Here is a 23,134-nt window from a genome sequence, read left to right as displayed (position 1 = left end):
TGAAGTCCCCCAAAATGGGGGATTTAGGGGGCAGAAGCCGCTGAGAACGAAGCGAAAAAACTCGCCGAACTGACGTTAACTTAACGCACCTTTAAATCGAGAGGCTTGCTTAACTTGATTTCGATGAATTCGCTGTTGTCGGGCTGTCCTAAAGTCCGACCGACGCTAAAGGGATAGTTGTTGTCGTTGATTACCAGCAGAGTTTGAGCATCGATCGGCAGCACATCTTCGATCGTCGTAAAGGGAAAGGTAAATACGCCGTTTGTGGTGCCGTTGCCGCCGATCGCTTGCGGGTCAGAGATATTCAGCAAATCTGCTAATAGCTCTTTTTCGACAAAGCCATCTTGATCGATCACATTCAAATCAATTTTGTAGAGTTTTTTAGACCGGGCAGGATTGGTAAATGCCGGATCACTCGCATTCCCCTGTCCGCTGTCTCTTTCAATCACGATAAATTCGTGATCATTGATCGCAGTCAAGTCTCCGATCGCTCGTCCGGGTGCGTTTAACCGATAGGAAAATGTTTCTCCGGTGTATTGTTTGGTTTTGAGATCAAACTCATTGATTAGCAATCGGTTTTGATTTGAATCGCTGACGATCGCGCCTTCTAACATCGTATAGAGTTTGTCGCCCGTTGCGTTGAGTGCCATGCCTTCAAATCCTTTCGATCGAGGCAGATTAGCCGATTTAATTTTGTCTGCTTCTGAGAGATTGGCAAAGGCAGGATTGTCGGGCGATCGCACAAACTGCTGAGTCACAAAATCACGCGCCGCTTTGCCAGTGCCCGCAAAATCGGTGAAGAACCCATCTACGCCTAACCCAATAAACTGCCGAATCTCTCGCTCTGGGTCGCCTTTATAATCGGATGCTAGATAGCGCGTCTCGTTGCGGAACGTGTAAGGATGGACGAGCAAGCCTGCATTGTGAGCATCGGTGATCAGCGACGTGGGCGGGGTGATGGTCTTGTCGGCATCATCCACTGTGCCGTCACCATTCACATCATCAGCAATGCCGTCGCCATTAGCATCAACTCCTTTAACTGAGACAATCATCCGCTTCCAGGGCCCGATGCCATCGGCGTAAGTTGCCACCTCTGCCAACCCTTCAGGAGTTCGCAGATCGGCGTAGGTGCGCTTGTCGCCGCTCACCACAAAATCGTAGGGCTGAATCTCAATCAGTGAACCGTCTAGCGCCACATCACTAGCATCATAAAGTTGAATCAGAGGCACATCGATTAACTGATTTAGCGCCTTCAGATTCCCCACTTCAAACGATTGAATAAATACGCGACTGGGATCGGTAAAATTATTTGCTTTGAGAATGCTGACTAGAGGAATTTCTAATGCTAGACCTACACTCGTGTGATAGGTCGGATGTTTAGTTTCGGGATAGATGCCGATTTTCTTGCCCGTGGTCGTTTCTACCTTTTTCACCAGGTCAATGATTTCCTGCAACGTCGGAATTTCAAACTGACCGTTAAACGATTGATCGCGGAAGGCAAGCCGCTCTTTTGCCCGCAGAGTCTTGATCTCGGCGAGGGTGAAGTCGTCGGCAAACCAGCCCGTTTCGGCAGTGCCATCGATCGTTTTGGTCGTGAAGCGGCTGGCAAACTCTGGATGATTGGCAACATCAGTTGTGTCTTTGATGTTGACTTCGTGACGGGCAATTAGCACCCCATCTTTTGTAGAAACCAAATCTGGCTCAACAAAATCAGCGCCTAAGTCGATCGCTAACTGATAAGACGCGAGCGTGTGTTCTGGTCGCAATCCACTTACGCCCCGGTGCCCAATCACGATCGGGTCTTGTCCATTGAGGGTGTTTAATGGCAAAGCGTTGGGCGTGGGAATCGGGGCTTCGAGAAGTGTGCCTTTTGCGTCAGTGTGCAGTAAGAAGAGTCCGAATTCTTCGCCAAACCAGTAGGTGCCATCGCTCGATCGCCGGAACGATTCTAAGTCAAAATCTGCGCCTGTGAGCAAGCGACCCGCTTTAATTGCAGGATCAACTGGAATTCCGCCGGGTTGGAGTTTGTCACTACCGGGATAGGTGTTGAGATCGGCAACAATCGTCTGAAAGTCTTTGAGGATGTTGTTGCGATCGTTGAGTTGAAACAGGCTATCACTCGTAAAACTGTCTAAGCGATCGCCCGTCTTGACGCTAACCGGATAAACTTTACCCGTCGTAAAGTCTGGCTCGACCGCATAAAATCGCAGCAGCGAATCGGCAGAGTTTGCCTTTGCGCCATAGCCATTATCGACCAACACCAAATAGGTTCCTGGTTTTGCACCGGGCAGGACGGCAGAAAATCCTTGAGTCGGTTGTCCGTTGAAGGGAACGGATTGTCCATTAGCGTTGAGCGTTGCGATCGTGCCGTCATTGTTGAGGGTCAAAAACTGTCCAGAAGTCGCCCCAGTCGCAAACGTAGCGGCAGGAAGAACAGCGCGTCCTATTAGTTGACTGATGTTAGTTGAAATTGCTTGATAGTCATCGTCTAATCTAACAAAAGCGGTGTCGTCGATCGTGGTTGATTTGACTCCTTTGAGAATGGCAAGAATTTCGCCTGTGTTAACCTCTCGAATCAGCGTATCGTTGGCATTTGCATTCGTGCCTGCGTCGATCGCTAATTGCTCAAAAGTTAATCCTCCAATCAGCGCAATTCGATCTTTATCTTTGAGACTAAAATCTTTGATCGTGTCAGTTCCTTCGCCTCGCGCCAGCACAAAGGTGTCGCTGCCTGCACCGCCGTCTAGCTGATCGTTGCCCAGACCGCCGCGAATCAGATCATTGCCATCGCCGCCGCGCAGAATATCGTTACCGCCTTTGCCTTTGATGCGATCGTCACCTCCCTGACCGTTAATCACATCATCGGAGCGATCGAATCCCTGAATCGTGTTATCCAAATCGTTGAGAAACGTGACACTATTGCGATTAAAAATTTGCTTTTTCTGCCAATCAGCATTAAAGACATCAAAACTATCGGTCGAGCTATTTTTCCCATTGAAGATAATATTGCTTAAGTCAACCGTTGAACCTGTCGATTTTTGCAGGTTGTCTAAGTTTTCTAGCTTGAAATCCTTTAATGTGACTTTCGTATCTTTAATGTTGTCAAATGTAATCACTACATGATCGCCCTGCTGAGTCAAGAGCATTGATTTTGCAATCAATCCTTCTCCTTGAAATGTGAGGGTGTCAGCTTTCGCGATCGTCCCCTCTAACGGATTGATCCCAGTTCCTACACCGTTGAAGCCCTCAATAATTACGTCTTTGTCTCCACGAGATACTAGGTGAGATGGACGATCGGAGCGCACTTGAGCATCTAGAGCAGAAGCCACCAGTTGGCGAGAAGCACTAATCTCAGTAGTCAAACCAGGATTGGCAAAAATGGTAGAAGCTTGAGGCAAAACGTCACTATTCATGAAATTTTATCCAATAGAAAAGAACTAGACCCTAAAATCCAGCAGTCAATTTAATTGCAGGCCATTCACTTGGCTTAAACTTTGGAAATAACGTTCAAATTGCTGAAGTGATTACATCAAATAATCAATTCGATTCGCTGCCTGGTAGATTTATGCAGGCAAACGAGAAATTATTTACACATCAGTATGAACAATAGTCTGTTGAGTTAATGAACCTGATAATTAACGGTTAAGAGTTGAATAAGAAAATTTTTGTCGGCAGGGAATGATTTCTGCGGTAGTGGGAGTGCCCCGGCTGAGGATAGGAATGTCTATACTAAAATCACTGGGGCGGTAACACTAACATGAGCGATCTTTTAAAAGAATTTGAAGAGTTCATCGATCGGGGATTTGAAGATCTCCTAGAGTTGGTCAGAGATTTAGAAGGTAGAGGCGACACTGGGGGGTTTCGGGTGGATGTGCAAACCCGGACTCAAGTCCGCCCTTCTCGTCAAGAATCCCCGCCCGCCTCTCATGAGCAGACTCCTTCAACATCAGTCAGTGAGGTGATTATCACGCCGCCGCCTGCCGATAGTTATCCGTCAGAGTCGTTGAGCGGCATCGGCGGACTTTCTGAAATCGTCAGAGAACTGCGCGAACTTGTAGAATTGCCCCTGAAGCGCTCAGAGTTGCTCACCAAACTTGGGTTAGAACCGCCGTGCGGGGTGCTATTGGTCGGGCCTCCAGGCACAGGCAAAACGCTGACCGCTCGTGCGTTAGCCGAAGATTTAGGCGTAAACTACATCGCGATCGTCGGCCCCGAAATCATGGGCAAATATTATGGGGAAGCCGAAGCGCGATTGCGAAGTCTGTTTGAAAAAGCCTCCCGCTCTGCGCCCTGCATTATATTTATTGACGAGATTGACAGTCTCGCGCCCGATCGCTCCAAAGTCGAGGGCGAGGTCGAAAAGCGCGTTGTCGCTCAACTGTTGAGCTTAATGGATGGGTTTGCCAAAACTAAAGGCGTGATTGTCTTAGCCGCAACCAATCGGTCTGAACACCTCGATCCTGCGTTGCGCCGCCCAGGACGGTTCGATCGAGAGATTCAATTCCGCATCCCCGATCGGGCAGGACGATTAGAAATTCTTCGTATTCTGACGCGAGCCATGTCGTTAGATGCAACGGTCAACTTGGATACGATCGCGGATCTAGCTGGCGGAATGGTTGGTGCAGACCTGAAAGCCCTTTGTCAAAAAGCCGCTTATGTTGCGTTGCGTCGTCTGGTGCCTTCTTTGAGTCAGCCGACTCCCCACACGATGAGCGTGACGCAGACCGATTTTCTGGAGGCGATTAAGCAGATTAAACCTGCTGTCTTGCGATCGGTACAAGTTGAGTCACCTAACATTGCTTGGGATGCGATCGGCGGACTCGAATCAGTCAAACAAAGTTTACAAGAATCGGTTGAAGGGGCACTGCTCTATCCCGAACTTTATCAGCGCACTAAAGCCAAAGCGCCACGAGGCATTCTGCTTTGGGGTCCTCCGGGCACGGGCAAAACGCTGCTGGCTAAAGCGGTTGCGTCTCAGGCGCGGGCAAATTTTATTGCGGTTAACGGCCCTGAACTAATGAGCAAATGGGTCGGGGCATCTGAGCAAGCCGTGCGAGAACTCTTCGTGAAAGCGCGACAAGCCGCCCCCTGCGTTGTGTTTGTTGATGAGATTGATACCCTTGCTCCAGCACGAGGCAGTTATCAAGGTGATTCGGGAGTGGGCGATCGCGTTGTCGGTCAACTACTCACCGAACTTGACGGCTTACACGAGTGTTCTAATGTGCTGCTGATCGGCGCGACTAATCGCCCAGAGGCGCTCGATCCTGCCTTGTTGCGGGCTGGACGGTTAGACTTGCAGATCAAAGTCGATTTACCTGATCAAGCTAGTCGCTTTTCGATCTTGCAGGTGCACAATCACGATCGCCCGTTAGCCGATATAGATCTAGACACTTGGGCAACTCAAACCGAAGGCTGGAACGGGGCAGACTTGGCCCTGTTGAGTAACCAGGCTGCGTTAGAAGCAGTTCGTCGCTATCGCAGTCAGGGTTTGAGCGATCCGAGTGCGGTTCACATTACAACCGATGATTTTGTTGCGGCTTACGATCGCCTTTCTAGTCAGCGATCGCCCCTGTAATTATTTAACCTGCAAACTCTGCTTGTAAAGCATCATCATTGTCATCCGCGATCGTGGCCACCACCGTGATCAATCGCGAAATCTCCCCTGGCGATAACTCAGCCACCGTGCGGCTTGACAAGACAACAACCTGATTCTCAAAAATTGCAAACGCAGACTCAAATGTGGTTTTCCAGTTCATCTCTAGCAGTTTTCTCATTAACTGCGGCTCATTTTTAGCGGGTAATGCGAGAACCGTTGCCCAAGCCGTAAACATATCATCATCAGTTGTGCCTGTTAGCTGCACAAACACTTCGACGCTGCCATACTTAAACTTCCAGACATTTCCACTGTCATTGTGGCTGACCATAGCGCTATTGGTTTGGTCAAGACTGTTAATGACCGTCTCAATCACCTCGTTAATGTTGATGCCATTGGCACCGCCCACCAGGTCTTCGCCCGATAGCGCGGATGTTGAAGTGGTCTCAGGATTAGACTGATAGTTCACCATAAGTACATCTGTTTTAGAATTATTGCGGAGTGATGGCTGAGTCTACCTTATCGTTGATTGCTGTGATTGTTTCTCAGCCTTTTATATTTCTTTAGCTTTACCTTATTCGGGCGATTTCGCCTAATTTAGAGAATTAATCTGCCTGATGATATAAATCTCAGTTTTAGCAATGTCACTCCTGATAGATGAAGGGATCAACACTATTGCGTAATAGTTTTGATGTTGAAAACACTACACTTTCAACAGCATTTAATACAGGAGATTTGTTATGCCGATCGCTATTCGAGATGATGTGGTTTATATCATGTTGAAAAAGATTCATGATAGCGATCGGGTTCCCGGCCCTGATCCCGTGAACTTTACAGATGCCGATTTTGCGGGCATTGAGATGTCGATCGCAGACCTCTTAGGGCACTTAGATTATCTCAATCAACGGCAATATATTAATGCCGAATTTTCGGGCAACGCTTATGGAAACCAAGAGGATGTTCCCAACGTGGTGAATGCAGAAGAGTTTGGGCTGAGAATTGCCAACACCTACGGCGCACCCGATGGCCCATTGCCTCACCTAATCGAGTTTAAAAAAGCAGAACTGACCGAGAAAGGTGAAAAAATGCTGGCGGAGATGGAGGCAAATCCTCCCCAAAATATGAATCGGGGTCAGGCAGCTCCGGTTTATAGCAAAGATCTGCCGTTCTTAGAAAAGGTAATGGTCAAAACTGGATTGAAGGAACACTATGACGCGAGAGACATTACCGAAGTGGTGTTTCGCACAATGCGCGACATGATGACCAACGAAGCCGTCGATCACGTCGCTGAAGAATTGCATGAGCCGATGGAAGCAGGCAACACCGACAAAACGCTTTATGCCGCGACTCCGATCGCCACTGAAATTGCAGACCTGTGGGAAGACACAAACCCGATCGTGCATTTTCTCAGTCGCGTTCGTCCACCGCTTAAAATCAAATCCAGCACGTTTTTATTCCGCATTCGTCAAGAAGCGGGTTTAGCGGTCACGATTCCTCCAGAGGTAGCAGTCGAGGCAGTCTTCTCAGCGACTAAAGATCAGTTGTCTGAAGGGCGGATTCAAGAAGTTGCCAATTTCCTGCCTGATGAGATTCGGGCAATTTGGGAAAAAGCTTAGGCGTGTGCAGCGATAAGTAGCCTAGAATACCCTCCTCGCGAAGCGGGTCGAAGATCTCGCCAACCCTTCTTCCTGGGGAGAAGGGAGCCAGATTCAAAGTCCTTCTCCTTAGGGAGAGGGATTTAGGGTGAGGGCGGTCTGCCGCATATTACATGAGCTCTTGCCGCAATCGATAAATAATGGTGTTGGGTTCGACCTGGTTGAGAATCTCACGAATCACCGTGCTGGCACCTTGCGAACCCCACGTACAGCCCTGCTCTAGATAAGTTTGGGCTGCACGACCGACCGCATATGACCCGTAGCCTGCAATTCCAGCTTGGACGATCGCCACACCCGCCAATGCTGAAAACCCGGCTGAGGTGTCTGTGCTGGTCGCGATCGCCGTAACACTCTTGCCCATTCCTAGCAAGATGCCGCTTCCGATTTCGCTCAACAGCAAACTACCAGAGCTAATGAGAATTGTTTTTAACAATTTGCCTGCTTCATAGCGAGTCAGGGGCAACCCATATAACTCAGCCAAGGCGCGAATCATCGCTAAATCTGAAACTGCACCACCCATAAGATCGAGAATAGCGATCGGGTTCAGTCCGACGGCTAGGGCTTTGTATCGGGTGAATTTCCAGATTAATGCCTCTGCGTCAGCATTGCGAATTTCGACGATCGCTTCTGCCATGCGAGTCTCGGAATGCTTGGCTTGAAAGAGGGCATTGAGTGCCAGCAGCGATCGGCCTTCCCGATTCAAAATAGTGAGAATCTTGTACTTTAATTCATCAATCTGCGGCGGTGGCGTTTCCCATTCGTGAGTGACGCGCCCATCTGCCCACTCGACGCGCATTTGCAAGGGCGCTGGCTCTGCTGCAACCATGACAATCTCATCGGCAGTCAACAACTCTTGAAGCTGCGCGCCGCTTCCCGTTCTTGCGCCCAATCGCTGCAAACTTTCGTAGATGGCTTGCCGACTTTGATCGGGATATAAATCGATTTTGTTAAACACAAGAATCAACGGCTTTTGCGCTTGTCGTAGGTCACAGAGCGCTTTATATTCTGTGCGAGTAATATCTCCAGCGACAATAAACAAAATCAAATCTGCCTGTTCTGCCACGTCTCGCGCCATGTCTGCGCGCGTTTGTCCATCGACTTCATCGAGTCCGGGGGTGTCGATCAGTTCGATTTGCACCTTGGCACCTTGAGGCACGATCGCGCGTTCTGGTGGCACAATCCCCCCGGTTGGCGACCAGCGAATCACTTGCGGTTTGAGCGTTACCCCGTTAATCGGCCCCGTTTCTAAAACTTTCTCTCCTAGTAAAGCATTTAAGATTGCAGACTTGCCTCGGCTCACCAAGCCAAACACCGCAATCCGCACGACAGCGTTGTCTAGCTTGTTGAGGTTGGCAGAAAGCCGATCGAGTTCTGGTTTGAGCGACGTTTGCAGAGCAGGATTTTTAGCCGATCGCAAATACTGCGAATAGCTCGCGACAGTCTGCCGCAAACTTGCCCTCGCTCGGATTAGCTGCGTTTCCTGGGGTTTAGCCCGCGACGTTGAAGAGTGCGATCGAGAAGATTGAGCTTGACTCAAAGTTAAACCGATTAACGCTAAATCTATTTTCGTGCAGAATTGCCAATTCGGGTTTAGATTGTGCGATCGTGAAAACCCTACCTGGCGATCTGCCCAGATTGAACGCAGAGTCACCGTACAGAAAATCCTTCAATCACAACGTAACGATGAATACAAAAGCATTTAGCCCAGACTTGTCCATCGCAGAATTGATGCGTATGATAGCAATAAAACTCAGCACTTTCTGGAAATCGATTTCGCGCTGCTATAGACTCAGCCCGATCGGTCTGCTCACGTCTCTTGGGCCTAATAGAGATAGCTGTTGTATCTTCTATACCTTATGAATCCTACTTCACTTCCGTTTGATGACTTGCCACCTCTTGAGTTAGAAGAGAGTGATAGCAGTTTAGGTCGGCAACTCGAAGAGGCCCTTAGTCGATATTTCTATGAATCTTGTGATGGCGTGACCCAAGCGCTGTTGACCAACTGTGAATGGTGTTTCACCACGATTTCGACTGCCCCAACGCTTGTGATTAACGGAGCCGATCGGGCCATGAGTCAGCGTGTGTTAAACCATGTTGTCGCGATCTCGACTGCGTTGTTACATTTTTCTACTAGCGCTAGAGTTTTGATTGGTTCTTCTAGTGAAGCTGAAACCTTGATTGAAATCCGAGTGGATGAAATTTCGGCTTATTGAGACTCTCTCTGAGATAGATGAATTGGCTAAACTCTAGATATCTTGAGAGGGCTGCGACGACTAGTCTCTGATTAAGGGTCAACTTATGGTTCTGCAAATTCCATCTGCCAAAACAGACCCGATCGTCACCTGGGAGGCTCTGCCACCCGACTTTGTGTTACCAGACGACCCTGTGGAAAATATTCAACAACCGCCCCTCGCCGCCGCCTTGACCGATGCGTTAGGAGCCAATGGGCACATCCAGCCAGAAATGCTGATTGGCTCAAATTTTGGGTTGGTCGCTACGGTCAACAAAAAGACGGTGGTCAAAGCCCCAGACTGGTTTTATGTGCCCCAAGTGCATTCTATAGCAGAGGGCACCATTCGACGCAGCTACACTCCCAACCTAGACGGTGCGCCTGTTGCCATAGCAATGGAGTTTCTCTCTCAAGAAGAAGGAGGCGAGTTGTCAGTGCGATCGACTCCTCCCTACGGCAAGCTCTATTTTTATGAGCAAATTTTGCAAGTGCCCACCTATGTCACCTACGATCCCTATGAACCTAGTCTAGAAGTGCGGTGCCTGCAAAACAGACGCTATGCAATGCAGGAAGCCGATGAGCAGAGACGGGTGTGGATTCCTGAGTTAAATCTGTTTTTAGGAATCTGGTCAGGGGAGCGTCTCCGACAGACCGCAAACTGGCTGCGCTGGTGGGATGCCTCTGGCAATCTGCTGCTTTGGAGTGCAGAACAGGCAGACCAAGAACGTCAACGAGCAGACCAAGAACGTCAACGAGCAGACCAAGAACGTCAACGAGCAGACCAAGAACGTCAACGAGCAGAGACGCTGGCGGCTGAGTTGCGAAAGTTGGGAGTTGACCCCGATCGTTTGACTTAGAGGAGCAAAATTGGCAAGAGAATCGAGACTCACTGACTAATCGATAAGGTGAATAACCTCTCCAAGGGTAGTTGCTCTCTCCTAGATAACCGTAGACCCTTAATCATTACGGGACTATAGGAAGGACATTAGTATTGTTATGAACTACGACCCATTCATCGTTCCTCCCAAAAAAACGATCTCACTGAGCAAAGATTATGACGCTGGCTACCTCGGCAAGTCTCAAAAAAACGAAGACACTGCCAACAAATTGCAGAGTGATATTAAACGGTTAGCGGCTTATCAAGACGTTCTCTACGCCAGCGATCGCTATGCCTTGCTGATTATTTTTCAGGCAATGGATGCGGCAGGAAAAGACAGCACGATTAAACATGTGATGTCGGGCATCAATCCGCAAGGCTGTCAGGTGTTTAGCTTTAAGGCACCTTCAGATGAAGAGCTGGATCACGATTATTTATGGCGATCGGTTCGAGCATTACCCGAACGGGGACGCATCGGCATCTTCAATCGCTCTTACTATGAAGAAGTGCTAATTGCGCGGGTGCATCCAGAGATTTTAGCAAAACAGCAGTTACCCGAAGCCACGCTCAAGAAGAACATTTGGAAACAACGCTTTGAAGAGATTAACAATTTTGAAAAGTATTTAGTCAACAATGGCGTGGTTGTTCTAAAGTTCTTCTTAAATGTCTCTAAAGCAGAACAAAAGAAACGGTTTTTGGCACGAATTAATCAACCCGAAAAGAACTGGAAATTTTCTACCAGTGACGCAAAAGAACGCGCCTGTTGGGATGATTATATGCATGCTTATGAAGAAGCCTTTAATCACACCAGCACAAGCTGGGCACCCTGGCACGTTATTCCAGCCGATCACAAATGGTTTACACGCATGGTAGTGGCAGATATGATCTGCAACAAATTAGCTTCTCTAGACTTGAAATATCCCATCCTGACAGAAGAGCATCAACAACAACTGCTAGCGGCTAAAGAGATGCTAGAACACGAATAGGAATGATATGATTGCCGCAATTCTCTAGTAGTACAAGTATCCTTTATGAAAAGATCTAGCTAAACCACCATTTCAGCCGTACAAGCAGCGCTTTGGTAGATCGGTTAGTGGATTAATCGGCTCAAATCTCAGATGAGATTAAGTAAAGTGCATTTCCGTAAATGGGCACAAGAGACAAAAAGCGATCGGCTTCATGTTGATTGATGAGAATTCTCGACGATCGACGATGGAGCGATTAGAATCTTGACTACACACAAGCTCTAGCGACTGAAAAGCTGCTGATAGCTGACTCATTTAGGAAACCGAGATATGACTCCTGGATCTCGCGCCCAGCTTCATCCCATCCCTCGAATTGGGAGACGACAGTTTTTGGAATACATGGCAGGTAGCGCTACTGCTGCGATCGCACTTGGATATTTACTGCCTGCTGGAAGTGTTGAACTGACACTAGAAGAACTCTGCACTGCATCGCCGCTCAACTCGCGCTGCAAAGATTATCTGCCAGGCGTACAAGCCAAAGATGAGCGTGGACAACCGATTCAAGTCAATCAGCTTTTGCCTACTGTTCCGCCCGGAAGCCGAGTTGCAGCGAAGGGACTCCCCAATCCACCGATCGTTTATCTGGTCGTTACCAATCCTCCGATGATTGCCGAGTATGCCATCAGTTCGGTCTGTACTCATCTGGGCTGTACTGTCGCGTGGAAAGCTGACCAAAATCAGTTTGTCTGCCCTTGTCATGGTTCACGCTATGACAATCAAGGTCGAGTCGTGCATGGGCCGGCTCGGCGTAACTTGGGACTTTTAACGGTAGTCGTCAAGCAGAATCAGGTTCGCTTAGTTGATCATCAACCCGCGATCGATCCACGGGTCAAAGCTCCATGACTGTTATAGACAGAAGCACTCAATGTGGTTTAACCACACCCGTTGACTAGAGTACTTCTTGAATCGCTCGGTTCAGTGTTAGAAAGCCAACCAAAGCTGGGCGCGATGCCAAAGTTTTTGCCAAAGGTGCGTTGCAAATCAACTTCTACCCACACTTCACCGCTTGCGTCTCTGATGGAAGTGGTGACTCCTCCATTTTGGGTGATGTAAACTCGCTGATTGGCTCCGACAGCGGCGATCGCTTGCGATCCTCGTCTGGGTTCTCGACGAACTGCTATTGAGGTGACAGTGTTTCTGACGGTGCGACACACGCTCGTTTTTGTGGTGGGTGGTGGAGTCGGGGGTTTACCACAGTTGAGAGCCGCAAAATCAACAAATCCATTCGGATTGATTTGAACACGGACTGGCGGAACACTGGGCAAAGGTTCTACTAATGCAACTGCTGTGCCCACTGTGAGAGGGCGACGCGGCAACACCTCTGAGTCACTAGGATTCGCTGTTCTAAAAACCGGAGTCGTCTTACTGACCACACAGGCAACTTGAGCCACTAACATTGGTGCAGTAGGAACTGCAAGAACAGGCAACTCTAAACCGATCGTCGCGATCGTCATCCCTGCCAAAATTCTCACTGGAAGTCTGCGATCGTTCAGTTTATGCATTATTAACACTCCTCAAAAGCCTGATGTTGGTTTAGATTGCTTGGCTAAAGCAATATCTTTTCATTACCATAATCTGAGGGGATAAGTCCACAGCAGGCTGAGTGAAGGTTCACGTAGATAGAATGAGATCGAGAAGTTTGTCGATCAGTGGGTTGGCGATCGCTTCACTAGACCTCCTGCATGAATAAACTTCTCGCTATCAACTCTCTCAGATCTCGCTCCGTTGCGGTCGGCTTGTGCCCCCTAAATCCCCCAGAATGGGGGACTTTGAGAAGATCTGCGGTTTCAAAGTCCCCCAGAATTGGGGGGATTTAGGGGGCGTTCCCGGATTCGTGCAGGAGGTCTAATCATAGAAGGAACCGCCAGCCATTTTGTCTACTTCTTTTCGTCCTTTTGCAGGGCGTACAGAATTTGAAAGCAGAGTTTCAGCAGAAAGATCAGAAGACCCGCACTAGGATTGAGCCAAAGCGCAAAGCCAACGATCGCAAATTCGATAACTTTCAGCCACTTTTTCTTGTTGGAGTTCTGATTTTGAAGCATGGGAGGGATTGGTTAACTCGATACATCCAATCTCTCAAGCTGATCTTTGAGTTCTTGCTGGGGTACGCGCTTGATTTGTGCGTGACTTGCGTGAGTTGTGTAAGATCGCTCACAAGCACCCAAATTTAGGCTCTTGGTAATGGCAAAGCGATCGTGTCATGCGTCTCAGGAAGGACTCAAACAAATCCGACGAAAGTACAACAACGCTGGCTGGACGCAAGAAAATTTAGCTGACGACACTGGTGTATCTCGAAGTACCATTGGTAAGTTTCTTGCTGGCAAGCCGATTGATCGCAGCAATTTCATCGAGCTTTGCACTACCTTAGATTTGACCTGGGAAGACATCATCGATCGACCAGCAGAACCAGAAGTAGATAGCACTGATATCGACAAGATCGTCCAAGCAATTCGCGAACAGATTAAGCCGATCGTTCATCACAACTGCGGCACGATGCGCGTGTTGGATATGGAGCAGCCGATCGAGCTAACCGGAGAGCGAGGCATTTATACCAACGTCAATATTCTGGAGCGAATCACAGGACGAAATCGCTTTGAGATTGCAGATTTGCAGAACTGTGGGGTTGAGGAGTTCGATCGGGCTGGACTAAGCCAAGTCACTGAGAAGCGAGTGCCGGGACTGAAAGCCGTAGAACAGCATCGCAAACTAATGGTGTTGGGCAAACCAGGGGCGGGAAAGTCTACTTTTCTGAAATATTTGGCGATGCAGTGCATTGAGGGCAACTTTCAGGCAAACCGCATCCCCGTTTTTATCACGCTCAAAGATTTTGCTGAAATTGAAGGAACCCCTGATTTATTCATCTACATTAGTCAGCTTGTTGAGTTGCCGACTTCAGACGCTTTGCGAGAGATTTTGCAGCAGGGTCAAATGCTGGTGTTGTTGGATGGGTTGGATGAAGTTCGAGAAGAAGATACTAAACGAGTTTTACGGCAGATTCTAGAATTCTCTGATCAGTTTCATCTCAATCAGTTTGTGATGACTTGTCGAATTGCCGCAAAAGAATACACATTTGAGCGATTTACTGAAGTCGAAGTAGCAGATTTTGATCCAGAACAAATTGCGATTTTTTCTCAAAACTGGTTTCGACTCAGTGATCCGACAAAGGCAGAATGCTTCATTCAAAAACTAGAAGAGAACGAACCGATTCAAGAATTAGCCAGCAGTCCTTTGCTGTTAACTTTGCTCTGTCTTGTTTTTGGCGAAAGTGCAGACTTTCCGGCAAATCGCTCTGAGCTTTACAAAGAAGGCTTAGATATCTTGCTCAAAAAATGGGATGGAAAACGCAATATTGAGCGAGAGCAGCTTTACAAGAATCTATCTCTAAAGCGCAAAGAAGATCTCTTGAGCCAAATTGCTCTCACAACTTTTGAGCAGAAAGACTACTTCTTCAAACAAAAAACGCTAGAAGCATACATTTCTGATTTCATTCGCAATTTACCCAACGTTGATTCAGACCCAGAAATTTTACGAATGGACAGTGAAGCCGTTTTGAAATCCATTGAGGCACAACACGGACTGTTTGTAGAACGTGCAAAGAGCATCTATTCGTTTTCTCACCTGACCTTTCAAGAGTATTTTGCAGCGAGAGAGATCGTCGCCAACTCTGCCTACGAAAATCTGGTAAAACACCTCACCGAAAAACGCTGGCGTGAAGTCTTTTTGCTCACCACAAGCATGATGCGAAACGCTGACGACCTGTTGAAGCTGATGAAACAGAATATTGATGTGATACTTGCTGCTGATAAGAAGCTACAACAATTTTTGAAGTGGTTGAGTGGAAAAGTAAATCTCATAGATTGTAGAAAGCAACAACTAGCCACTAGAGCCTTCTACTTTAATCTCTTTTACTCGCTTGAATTAGATTTGCCAAATACTTTCCCACCAGCACATTTTAACTTTCCTCAATTAGAGTTCAGCAATAATTTTTTAAATTTCGAGGAAGTTCTTTCAAAAGACAAAGACTTATCCACTGACTACTGGCTGGTGGCAGCTTGTGAGAGCGTGATGCTTTGCGGATGGACTCATGAATTTCAATATCTTGATGAGGCAACCTGGTGCTTCAACGATCTTGCAAGTTGCAATATTACTCCAGATTTGCAGCAAGAAATCATTCGTTTATCTGTAGTTCTTTATAACTCTATTTGTGATACAGATTCATGTTGGAATTTTATATCAACTGAGATAGAAACTTGGCTTGAAACGTTAAGAGGAGTGATGATCGAACATCGCAACATCGGTCACGACTGGAAATTTAGCGATCAACAAAAGCAACTGTTACAGCAGTATTACGAATGCAACAAGCTGCTGATCGATTGTCTCAATAGCGATTGTTATGTCAGTCGAGACGTGCGGCAAGAGATCGAAGATACCCTGCTGTTGCCGATGAGTGAAATCGATCGCGATCGCACCCAACAAACCTAATTAGGTGGTGAGACTTTAACGGACGATCGTCACCCTTAACCTAAGAACATTTGTTCTAATAAATTTGGGAGAAATGTGTTTTGGTGACGATCGATCGTTTAGCATATCCTGAGAAACGCTGTGATGTTGTGGCAGCCCCTCGCTAAAATCATGCTCAAATCTCGCTCCTTTCCGATCGCGTTACTCATTTTAGGATTGACGGCTGGTTGCACAGCAGAAGCGTCTAAATCAACGGCTCCTCAAGCGACTGCTTCGCCCATCTCTAATCAGCCTGCCTTGAGTTCTGCGAGTCAAAGTCCGTTTGGGCTGGTTTCACCGACTACGCCCGACGCTGCCACAACCCGCACCATTCAGCAATATCTCAAAAAACTGGCAAATCAAGGGTTCTCAGAACGATCGCAAGGCGTTTGGATGCAGTCTGGAACCACGCTACTCGCCAATCACCAAGGCACCACCCCCCTCTCTGCCGCCTCTTTGACAAAAGTAGCGACTTCTCTAGCAGCACTGCAAACGTTTGGCGTTGACCATCGATTTGTGACCGAAATCAGTTCAACCGGAACGATCGAGAATGGCATTCTCAAAGGAGATCTGATCGTTCAAGGCGGAAACGACCCTCTATTTGTGTGGGAGGAAGCGATCGCCGTGGGCAACCTGCTCAATCAGCTACAAATCCGCCAGGTGACGGGCAATCTGATTGTCGTCGGCAGATTTTATATGAACTTTGACACAGACCCGAAAGCGTCAGGCGAGTTGCTCAAACAAGGTCTGAATGCTGCACTCTGGTCTGAAGAAGTCAAAGCCCAACATCTCACCCTCCCAGCCGGAACGCCGCGCCCCCAAGTGACGATCGCGGGAGATGTGAAAGTCGCCAATGCTCTGCCAGCAAACGCTAAACCGCTATTGCGCCATCAGTCGCTTCCACTTGCAGAATTGCTGAAGAAGATGAATCGCTATAGCAATAATGCGATGGCAGAAATCATCGCCAGCACAGTTGGTGGAGCAAAAATCGTCTCTTTTAAGGCGGCGCAAGCGGCAGGCGTTCCGCAATCAGAAGTGCTATTGGTCAATGGGTCAGGGTTAGGCACCGAAAATCGCCTCTCTCCCCGTGCGGTCTGCGCGATGTTTTTGGCGATCGAGCGTTCTCTCGAACCCTTTAAGCTCACGGTTGCCGATATCTTTACTGTGGTCGGGCAAGATAGCGGCGTTCTCGATGCCCGTAAAATTCCGGCGTTAGCGGTCACTAAGTCGGGCAGTTTAGATGCCGTCAGTGCCTTAGCAGGCGCGTTGCCGACAAGTCAAAAAGGGGTGGTTTGGTTTGTGGTAATCAACGGGGGCAACAACAATTTAGAAGGCTTTCGGTCAGATCAAGAAGCCCTGTTACGAGGTCTATCCAGCCAGTGGGGAGCCGTGCAGACTTCTCCAGCCGCGTTGTCAATCAACTCAGAGCGATCGAGCAAAGCGCCCGTGAGTGAGCGGGTCAATTAACTTAGATCTTGCACCTCTCGCCACAACCGCCCAGAACTGAAGTTCCTGGCTGATAGCTCAAACCCATTGAAATGGGTTAAAACGTTTGCTCAGTCCTCTTCAGAGGACTTTGGCTATTAGCCCGAATTTTAATTCAACGTCAGTTCGACAGAAGTGATTGGCTACGATTGTGAATCTGGGAGAGCTACCTAAATCCCCCAAAATTGGGGGACTTTGAGCCAAGATTTTCGGTTCAAAGTCCCCCAGAATGGGGGATTTAGGGGGCTGAAGCCGCTCAAAACGAAGCGAAAAACCTCCTCGAACTGACATTAATTCAGGGCAGGTGAGTGGGAAATAGTTGAGACTGGTGAAAGATCTGAGTTAATTTTCAATAATTTCCGGATCTCGCTCGTGAAAGGTGAATATACAGGGTAACTCTCATTGACTTTATATAGTTCCCATGAAAACTCCGCAATTCCCCCAAGTCTGCGTTTCACGACTGATCTTCCTGTGTTAGTCTCAAAAGACCAAGGCTAGAGAAACTATTTATAAATCCAGCCATGCTTGATACAGGTCGTCTTCCCCTGACGGGTGACGCGCTCGCTTGTTTCCGCCAGGGGCTAGACCGCGCCGCTAACGGGGAACATGAAGAAGCAGTTGCCCATTACAACAAAGTTTTGCAAGCGCGATCGGACTTCTGGGAAGCCTGGTATGAGCGCGGCTTGTCGCTAGACAGTTTAGGGTTTTATTCTGAAGCGATCGCTAGCTACGATCGAGCCTTAGAAACCGAGCCAAACCGAGAAGCCATTGACGAGATCTGGCACGATCGCGGCAATTCTCTTCACTATGGGTTAGGGGACTATGAGGCGGCGATCAAGTGCTACGACAAAACGCTGCAAATCAATGATGCTCATGCGATGGCCTGGCAAAATCGCGGTAATGCCTTGCTCTATGGGTTGAGCCACTATGAAGACGCGATCGCTAGCTATAACCGCGCCCTGCAACTTAACGCTGAAAACTATCTGACCTGGCGCAATCGTGGCAACGCGCTGATTGAGCTAAAACGCTACACCGAAGCGATCGCAAACTACGATCGGGCGCTGTCTCTGCAAGCCGACGATCAGGTTTCCTGGCAAGCCCGCCTACTGGCATCTCAACAACTTGGGCTAACCTCGCTGAGGCAGCCAACGACTAAGCCAACCTGGTGTAGTGAGGGCTATGAAGGCTCATCGCTGATAGAAGAAGAATTGCATCCTCCTAAAGCGGTGCAAGAGTCTGAGGCAGGCCATCAACTGCCGTTGTTAGTCGTTGAAGACGATGCTGGACAGCATGAGATTGGGTTAGAAAATGACCACTACACGATCGGGCGAGATCCTAAAAACGATATTTGCTTAAGATCTCAGTTTGCGTCTCGATATCATGCGGTGTTGCGGCGAGTTAACCATGACAACGGCAGCTACACCTATACGATTAGCGATGGCAATCTGGCTGGAAAACCCAGCACCAATGGCTTGCTGGTGAATGGGCAAAAGCAACAGAGTTGTGCGCTCAAAACTGGAGATTTGATTGTGTTTGGACCCCATGTTCGGGCGACTTATCAAGCCGCGATCGAGCCAAAAGATTTGAATTTTTGGTAGCTATCCGTAGAGGGTTGTCCCTTTGGTTCACCCAGCACAGATACCTCAGCGTCCTTCTTTTAGGCTAAAGAGCGACCTGCGGGGAACCTTTAGATTTTGAATGACTGATTCAAAATTAATACCAATTTCAGAAACGATTGCGATTTTACAAACATGGACGGGCATGGCACTGCTGTGCCCTCATGCGGATCTGTTGCATAAATAAAATTGGTATAGAATCTAAAATTCCCGTTCTAACTTTTCTACAGCTATGGCGAACCTTACCCCAAACTCTAGTTACAGTCTGACCATCCGCTTTGAAGTGCCAAACCGACCGGGGATGTTAGCCAGCGTAGTGCAAGCGATTTCTACTTTAGGTGGCAGCATCGGGCAGATTGATCTCGTCGAACAAACTCGCGATCTGTCGCTGCGAAACATCATTGTAGATGCCGCCAGCAGTGACCATGCAGACGCGATCGTGCAAGCCATCAAATCTTTACCTGATGTCAAAGTTTTGCACGCTGATGATCGCACTTTTGCGCTGCATCAAGGCGGCAAAATCACTGTTCAAAGCAAGGTGCCATTGAGCAGACAATCCGATTTAGCGATGGCCTATACGCCAGGGGTCGGTCGGGTGTGTATGGCGATCGCCCAAGATCCCGATCGCGTCTATGAACTGACCGTCAAGGGCAACATGGTGGCGATCGTCACCGATGGCAGCGCCGTTTTGGGGTTGGGCAACCTTGGGCCCGAAGCCGCAATGCCCGTGATGGAGGGCAAAGCGATGCTGTTTAAAGAATTTGGTGGCATTGATGCCTTTCCGATTTGTTTGGCGACGCAAGACACCGATGCGATCGTCGAAGCTGTCAAGATGCTGGCTCCGGTTTTTGGTGGCGTTAATTTAGAAGACATTGCCGCGCCTCGCTGTTTTGAGATTGAGACTCGACTTCAGCAAGAACTCAACATTCCGATCTTTCACGATGACCAGCACGGAACCGCGATCGTCTCCCTTGCCGCCCTCTCAAATGCGCTGAAGCTGGTTAAGAAATCGATCAGTGACGTGAAAATTGTGATTAATGGAGCCGGGGCCGCTGGGGTTGCGATCGCGCGTCTGCTCCGTAAAGCGGGTGCCACTCAAATCTCAATGTGTGACTCTAAAGGAATTCTCTCGAGCGATCGGGCTGACTTAACCGAGCAGAAACGAGAATTTGCCGTTGAAATGAAGGGCACGCTTGCCGATGCGATGAAAGGCACAGATGTGTTTTTAGGCGTGAGTGCCCCCGGAGTCGTTTCTCCTGAAATGGTGAAATCAATGGCAAAAGACCCGATCGTGTTTGCGATGGCAAATCCGGTGCCAGAAATCCAGCCTGAATTGGTGCGCGACGACGTGGCAGTCATGGCAACTGGACGCAGTGATTATCCCAATCAAATTAATAACGTTTTAGCATTCCCCGGAGTGTTTCGCGGTGCGTTAGATTGTCGTGCGTCTAACTTCACGACTAATATGTATTTGCAAGCTGCGTTAGCGATCGCATCTCTGGTTGCAGAGAGTGATCTGAGCCGAGAAAATATTGTTCCTTCAGTGTTTGACGATCGGGTTGCGACAGTCGTTTCGGCAGCCGTTCAAAAAGCGGCTCGTGAAGATGGAGTCGCGCGCATTTAAGAACTCTAAGGGCACGATATATCTTTACGTACGGGCATGGCACTGCCGTGCCCTCATGCAGATCTATCGCGTAAATCAAACTGATATTAACGTGAATTCGATCAAGCTTTTCGCTGCGGTTGCAAATCCGGGCTGCCCCCTAAATCCCCAAAATTGGGGAACTTTGAACCTAAACTCTGAGCTTGAAGTCCCCCAGAATTGGGGGATTTAGGGGGCTGAAGCCCTGAAGAACGAAGCGAAAGAACTCATCGAACTGACGTGATATTACCTCACATGCTGCACCCATAAAGAAACGTCCCTCAATTAAATGAAGGACGATCGTTAAATTGAGCGAATTGATTTAAGGTCTATTTTGCGTTTCACGAGCAGCCGTGGCTTCGTCAGGGTGAATGCCTAAACGAGTCAGATTGACTCTACCTCGATTGTCGATTTCGCGAATCTTGATGATCACTTCATCACCCACCGCGACTTCATCTTCAACCTTGCCGACTCGATGATCAGCAAGCTGAGAGATATGCACCATCCCTTCCTTGCCAGGAAGAAACTCAACAAAGGCCCCGATCGGAATAATTCGGGTGACTTTGCCCACAAAGACATCGCCTGCGCTCAACTTGCGCGTCATGCCCTGGATAATGCTGCGAGCGTGTTTTGCTTTCTCGCCATCCACCGCAGAAATCGTGATCGTGCCATCATCGGCAATGTCAATTTTGGCTCCCGTTTCTTCAGTGATGCCCTTGATATTCTTACCACCTGGCCCGATGATCATGCCGATAAATTCAGGATCGATCTTGATCGTCAGCAAGCGAGGCGCAAAGGGCGACATTTCACTGCGAGGCGTGTTGATCGCTTCCATCATCTTGCCCAAGATGTGAAGTCGGGCGGGTTGCGCCTTGTTGATTGCCTCAGCGATTACTTCCATTGGCAAGCCTGAGATTTTCATGTCAAGCTGCAAGGCGGTGATTCCAGTGTCGGTTCCGGCAACTTTAAAGTCCATGTCTCCCAAGAAGTCTTCAAGACCTTGAATGTCAGTGAGAATGCGAATTTCGTCGCCTTCTTTGATCAGGCCCATTGCGGCACCACTCACAGGTTTCACAAGTGGCACTCCGGCATCCATCAATGCCAGCGTCGAGCCAGAGACAGACCCCATTGACGTTGAGCCGTTAGAAGATAGAACCTCAGACACGACGCGAATCACGTAGGGAAACTGCTCTTTAGACGGCAACACTGGAACTAATGCCCGTTCTGCTAGGGCACCGTGACCGACTTCGCGGCGACCCGGCGATCGCATCGGTCGCGTTTCACCCACGGAGTAGGGAGGAAAGTTGTAGTGGTGCAGATAGCGTTTTTGCTCATCGGGGTGCAGATCGTCTAGCGCTTGAGCATCACCAGGGCTGCCCAGTGTGACGGCTGATAGCACCTGGGTTAGCCCCCGGTTAAACAAACCGCTGCCGTGAACGCGACGAGGCAAGACGCTGACCTGGCAAGAAATCGGACGAATCTCGTCTAGCTTGCGACCATCGACCCGCATCCCATCATCGATGACTTGGCGACGCATCAGCGTTTTGGTGACTTCTTTGAAGGTGTTGCTAAGAACTTTTGCGTTTGCCGCCGCCGCCACTTTCACCGGATCTTCATCGGGCAACGCTTCGATCTCTTTTGAGATTGAGCTTTTGACTTCATCTAAAGCGGCTTCGCGGATGGCCTTATCTTTCTCAAATCTGGCTAGAACTTCTTTAACGGGGGTAGTGGCACGATCGCGAATAAAGTTCTCTAAAGTCGGATCGACTGGAGGTGCTTCTTCGGTCACTAACTCGATGCCCATTTCTGCCATAAAGTCTCGCTGCGCCTGAATCAGGTCACGCACCGCTTCATAGCCAAAATCGATCGCTTCAATCATGTCTTGCTCAGGAAGCTGGTTGGCACCTGCTTCGACCATGATCACCCCGTCAGGCGTTCCGGCAACGACTAGATCCAGATCGCCCGTTTCAATCTCTTTATAAGTGGGGTTGATCACAAAATCGTCGCCCACCAAGCCGACCCGCACGGCTGCCATCGGCCCGTTAAACGGAATCTTTGCCAGCATGACAGCGATCGAGGCTCCGGTCACTGCTAACACATCGGGGGGAACGCTTTCATCCATCGACATTGTGGTCGCAACCACCTGAATGTCATCCCGCAGCCACGAGGGAAATAGGGGACGCAGGGGACGATCGATTAAACGACTCGTGAGGGTTGCTCTCTCAGGGGGTCGCCCTTCTCGTCTCAAAAAACCGCCGGGAATGCGCCCTGCTGCATACATCCGCTCTTCATAGTCAACGAGCAATGGCAAAAAGTCGATGCCTTCTCTGCCTTTAGCGCGAGTCGCCGCCACTAACACTGCCGTATCGCCTGACTCAATTAAAACTGCGCCTCCCGCTTGTGGGGCAAGCGTCCCAACTTTGAGTCGAATATCCCTACCATCGAAGGATATTGACTTCTCAAACTCTTGCATGAAATATCCTTTCCTTTCTTGTTCTTTATTTTGTTCTT

At 48.8% G+C, this 23,134-nt stretch carries 15 protein-coding genes; 10 read left to right on the top strand and 5 right to left on the bottom strand.

All coding sequences use genetic code 11. The features are described 5' to 3' along the window. Positions 1-80 precede the first annotated feature (80 nt). Positions 81-3,413 carry an esterase-like activity of phytase family protein gene (locus C7B65_RS05995; RefSeq protein ID WP_073070669.1) on the bottom strand — a complete coding sequence of 1,111 codons (3,333 nt, stop codon included), beginning with the start codon at positions 3,411-3,413 and terminating at the stop codon, positions 81-83. 344 nt (positions 3,414-3,757) lie between these two features. On the opposite strand from C7B65_RS05995, the gene C7B65_RS05990 reads away from it, so the two are divergent. Continuing rightward, on the top strand, positions 3,758-5,575 hold the full coding sequence (locus C7B65_RS05990) for an AAA family ATPase (RefSeq protein WP_073070668.1): 1,818 nt from the start codon (positions 3,758-3,760) through the stop codon (positions 5,573-5,575). 4 nt (positions 5,576-5,579) lie between these two features. Here the strand turns inward: C7B65_RS05990 and C7B65_RS05985 are convergent, their stop codons facing one another. Next, complete coding sequence (locus tag C7B65_RS05985; protein WP_073070667.1) at positions 5,580-6,065, bottom strand: YbjN domain-containing protein; 486 nt, start codon at positions 6,063-6,065, stop codon at positions 5,580-5,582. Between the two features lie 268 nt (positions 6,066-6,333). Between C7B65_RS05985 and C7B65_RS05980 the strand changes: the two genes are divergently transcribed. Beyond that, the gene (locus tag C7B65_RS05980; protein WP_073070666.1) at positions 6,334-7,209 is read left to right on the top strand and encodes a DUF2267 domain-containing protein; all 876 of its coding nucleotides are present in this window, start codon (positions 6,334-6,336) and stop codon (positions 7,207-7,209) included. 148 nt (positions 7,210-7,357) lie between these two features. On the opposite strand, the gene C7B65_RS05975 is transcribed toward C7B65_RS05980, so the two are convergent. Then, entirely contained in the window at positions 7,358-8,899 is a 1,542-nt protein-coding gene (locus C7B65_RS05975) for a GTP-binding protein (protein ID WP_223257339.1), read from the bottom strand. A gap of 205 nt (positions 8,900-9,104) precedes the next feature. Here C7B65_RS05975 and C7B65_RS05970 point away from each other — a divergent pair, with 205 nt between their 5' ends. The 4 genes from C7B65_RS05970 (at position 9,105) to C7B65_RS29190 (ending at position 12,223) form a co-directional block, all read left to right on the top strand. Next, positions 9,105-9,461 carry a hypothetical protein gene (locus C7B65_RS05970; protein WP_073070665.1) on the top strand — a complete coding sequence of 119 codons (357 nt, stop codon included), beginning with the start codon at positions 9,105-9,107 and terminating at the stop codon, positions 9,459-9,461. Positions 9,462-9,546: 85 nt separating this feature from the next. Next, positions 9,547-10,335 carry a Uma2 family endonuclease gene (locus tag C7B65_RS05965; RefSeq protein ID WP_106253946.1) on the top strand — a complete coding sequence of 263 codons (789 nt, stop codon included), beginning with the start codon at positions 9,547-9,549 and terminating at the stop codon, positions 10,333-10,335. Between the two features lie 139 nt (positions 10,336-10,474). After that, positions 10,475-11,341 carry a polyphosphate kinase 2 family protein gene (locus C7B65_RS05960; protein WP_073070663.1) on the top strand — a complete coding sequence of 289 codons (867 nt, stop codon included), beginning with the start codon at positions 10,475-10,477 and terminating at the stop codon, positions 11,339-11,341. A gap of 309 nt (positions 11,342-11,650) precedes the next feature. Next, entirely contained in the window at positions 11,651-12,223 is a 573-nt protein-coding gene (locus tag C7B65_RS29190; protein ID WP_073070662.1) for a Rieske 2Fe-2S domain-containing protein, read from the top strand. A 29-nt stretch (positions 12,224-12,252) separates the two neighbouring features. Here C7B65_RS29190 and C7B65_RS05950 read toward each other — a convergent pair whose 3' ends face one another. Beyond that, positions 12,253-12,882 (bottom strand): hypothetical protein, encoded by a 630-nt coding sequence (locus tag C7B65_RS05950; protein ID WP_073070661.1) that lies wholly within the window; start codon positions 12,880-12,882, stop codon positions 12,253-12,255. A 679-nt stretch (positions 12,883-13,561) separates the two neighbouring features. On the opposite strand from C7B65_RS05950, the gene C7B65_RS05945 reads away from it, so the two are divergent. The 4 genes from C7B65_RS05945 to C7B65_RS05930 all read left to right on the top strand — a co-directional run bounded on the left by C7B65_RS05945 (position 13,562) and on the right by C7B65_RS05930 (position 20,605). Further along, positions 13,562-15,862 carry an NACHT domain-containing protein gene (locus C7B65_RS05945; protein WP_073070660.1) on the top strand — a complete coding sequence of 767 codons (2,301 nt, stop codon included), beginning with the start codon at positions 13,562-13,564 and terminating at the stop codon, positions 15,860-15,862. Between the two features lie 123 nt (positions 15,863-15,985). Then, positions 15,986-17,347 carry a D-alanyl-D-alanine carboxypeptidase gene (locus C7B65_RS05940; RefSeq protein WP_223257338.1) on the top strand — a complete coding sequence of 454 codons (1,362 nt, stop codon included), beginning with the start codon at positions 15,986-15,988 and terminating at the stop codon, positions 17,345-17,347. 539 nt (positions 17,348-17,886) lie between these two features. Next, the gene (locus C7B65_RS05935; protein WP_073070658.1) at positions 17,887-18,963 is read left to right on the top strand and encodes a tetratricopeptide repeat protein; all 1,077 of its coding nucleotides are present in this window, start codon (positions 17,887-17,889) and stop codon (positions 18,961-18,963) included. Between the two features lie 250 nt (positions 18,964-19,213). Next, entirely contained in the window at positions 19,214-20,605 is a 1,392-nt protein-coding gene (locus C7B65_RS05930; protein WP_073070657.1) for a malic enzyme-like NAD(P)-binding protein, read from the top strand. Between the two features lie 340 nt (positions 20,606-20,945). Here C7B65_RS05930 and C7B65_RS05925 read toward each other — a convergent pair whose 3' ends face one another. Next, positions 20,946-23,096, bottom strand: coding sequence for a polyribonucleotide nucleotidyltransferase (locus C7B65_RS05925; protein ID WP_073070656.1), 2,151 nt, complete (start codon positions 23,094-23,096; stop codon positions 20,946-20,948). Positions 23,097-23,134 lie beyond the last annotated feature (38 nt).

This window comes from Phormidesmis priestleyi ULC007 (assembly GCF_003003695.1).
Classification (GTDB): domain Bacteria; phylum Cyanobacteriota; class Cyanobacteriia; order Leptolyngbyales; family Leptolyngbyaceae; genus Phormidesmis_A; species Phormidesmis_A priestleyi_A.
This window is presented reverse-complemented; position numbering and strand designations above follow the sequence as displayed.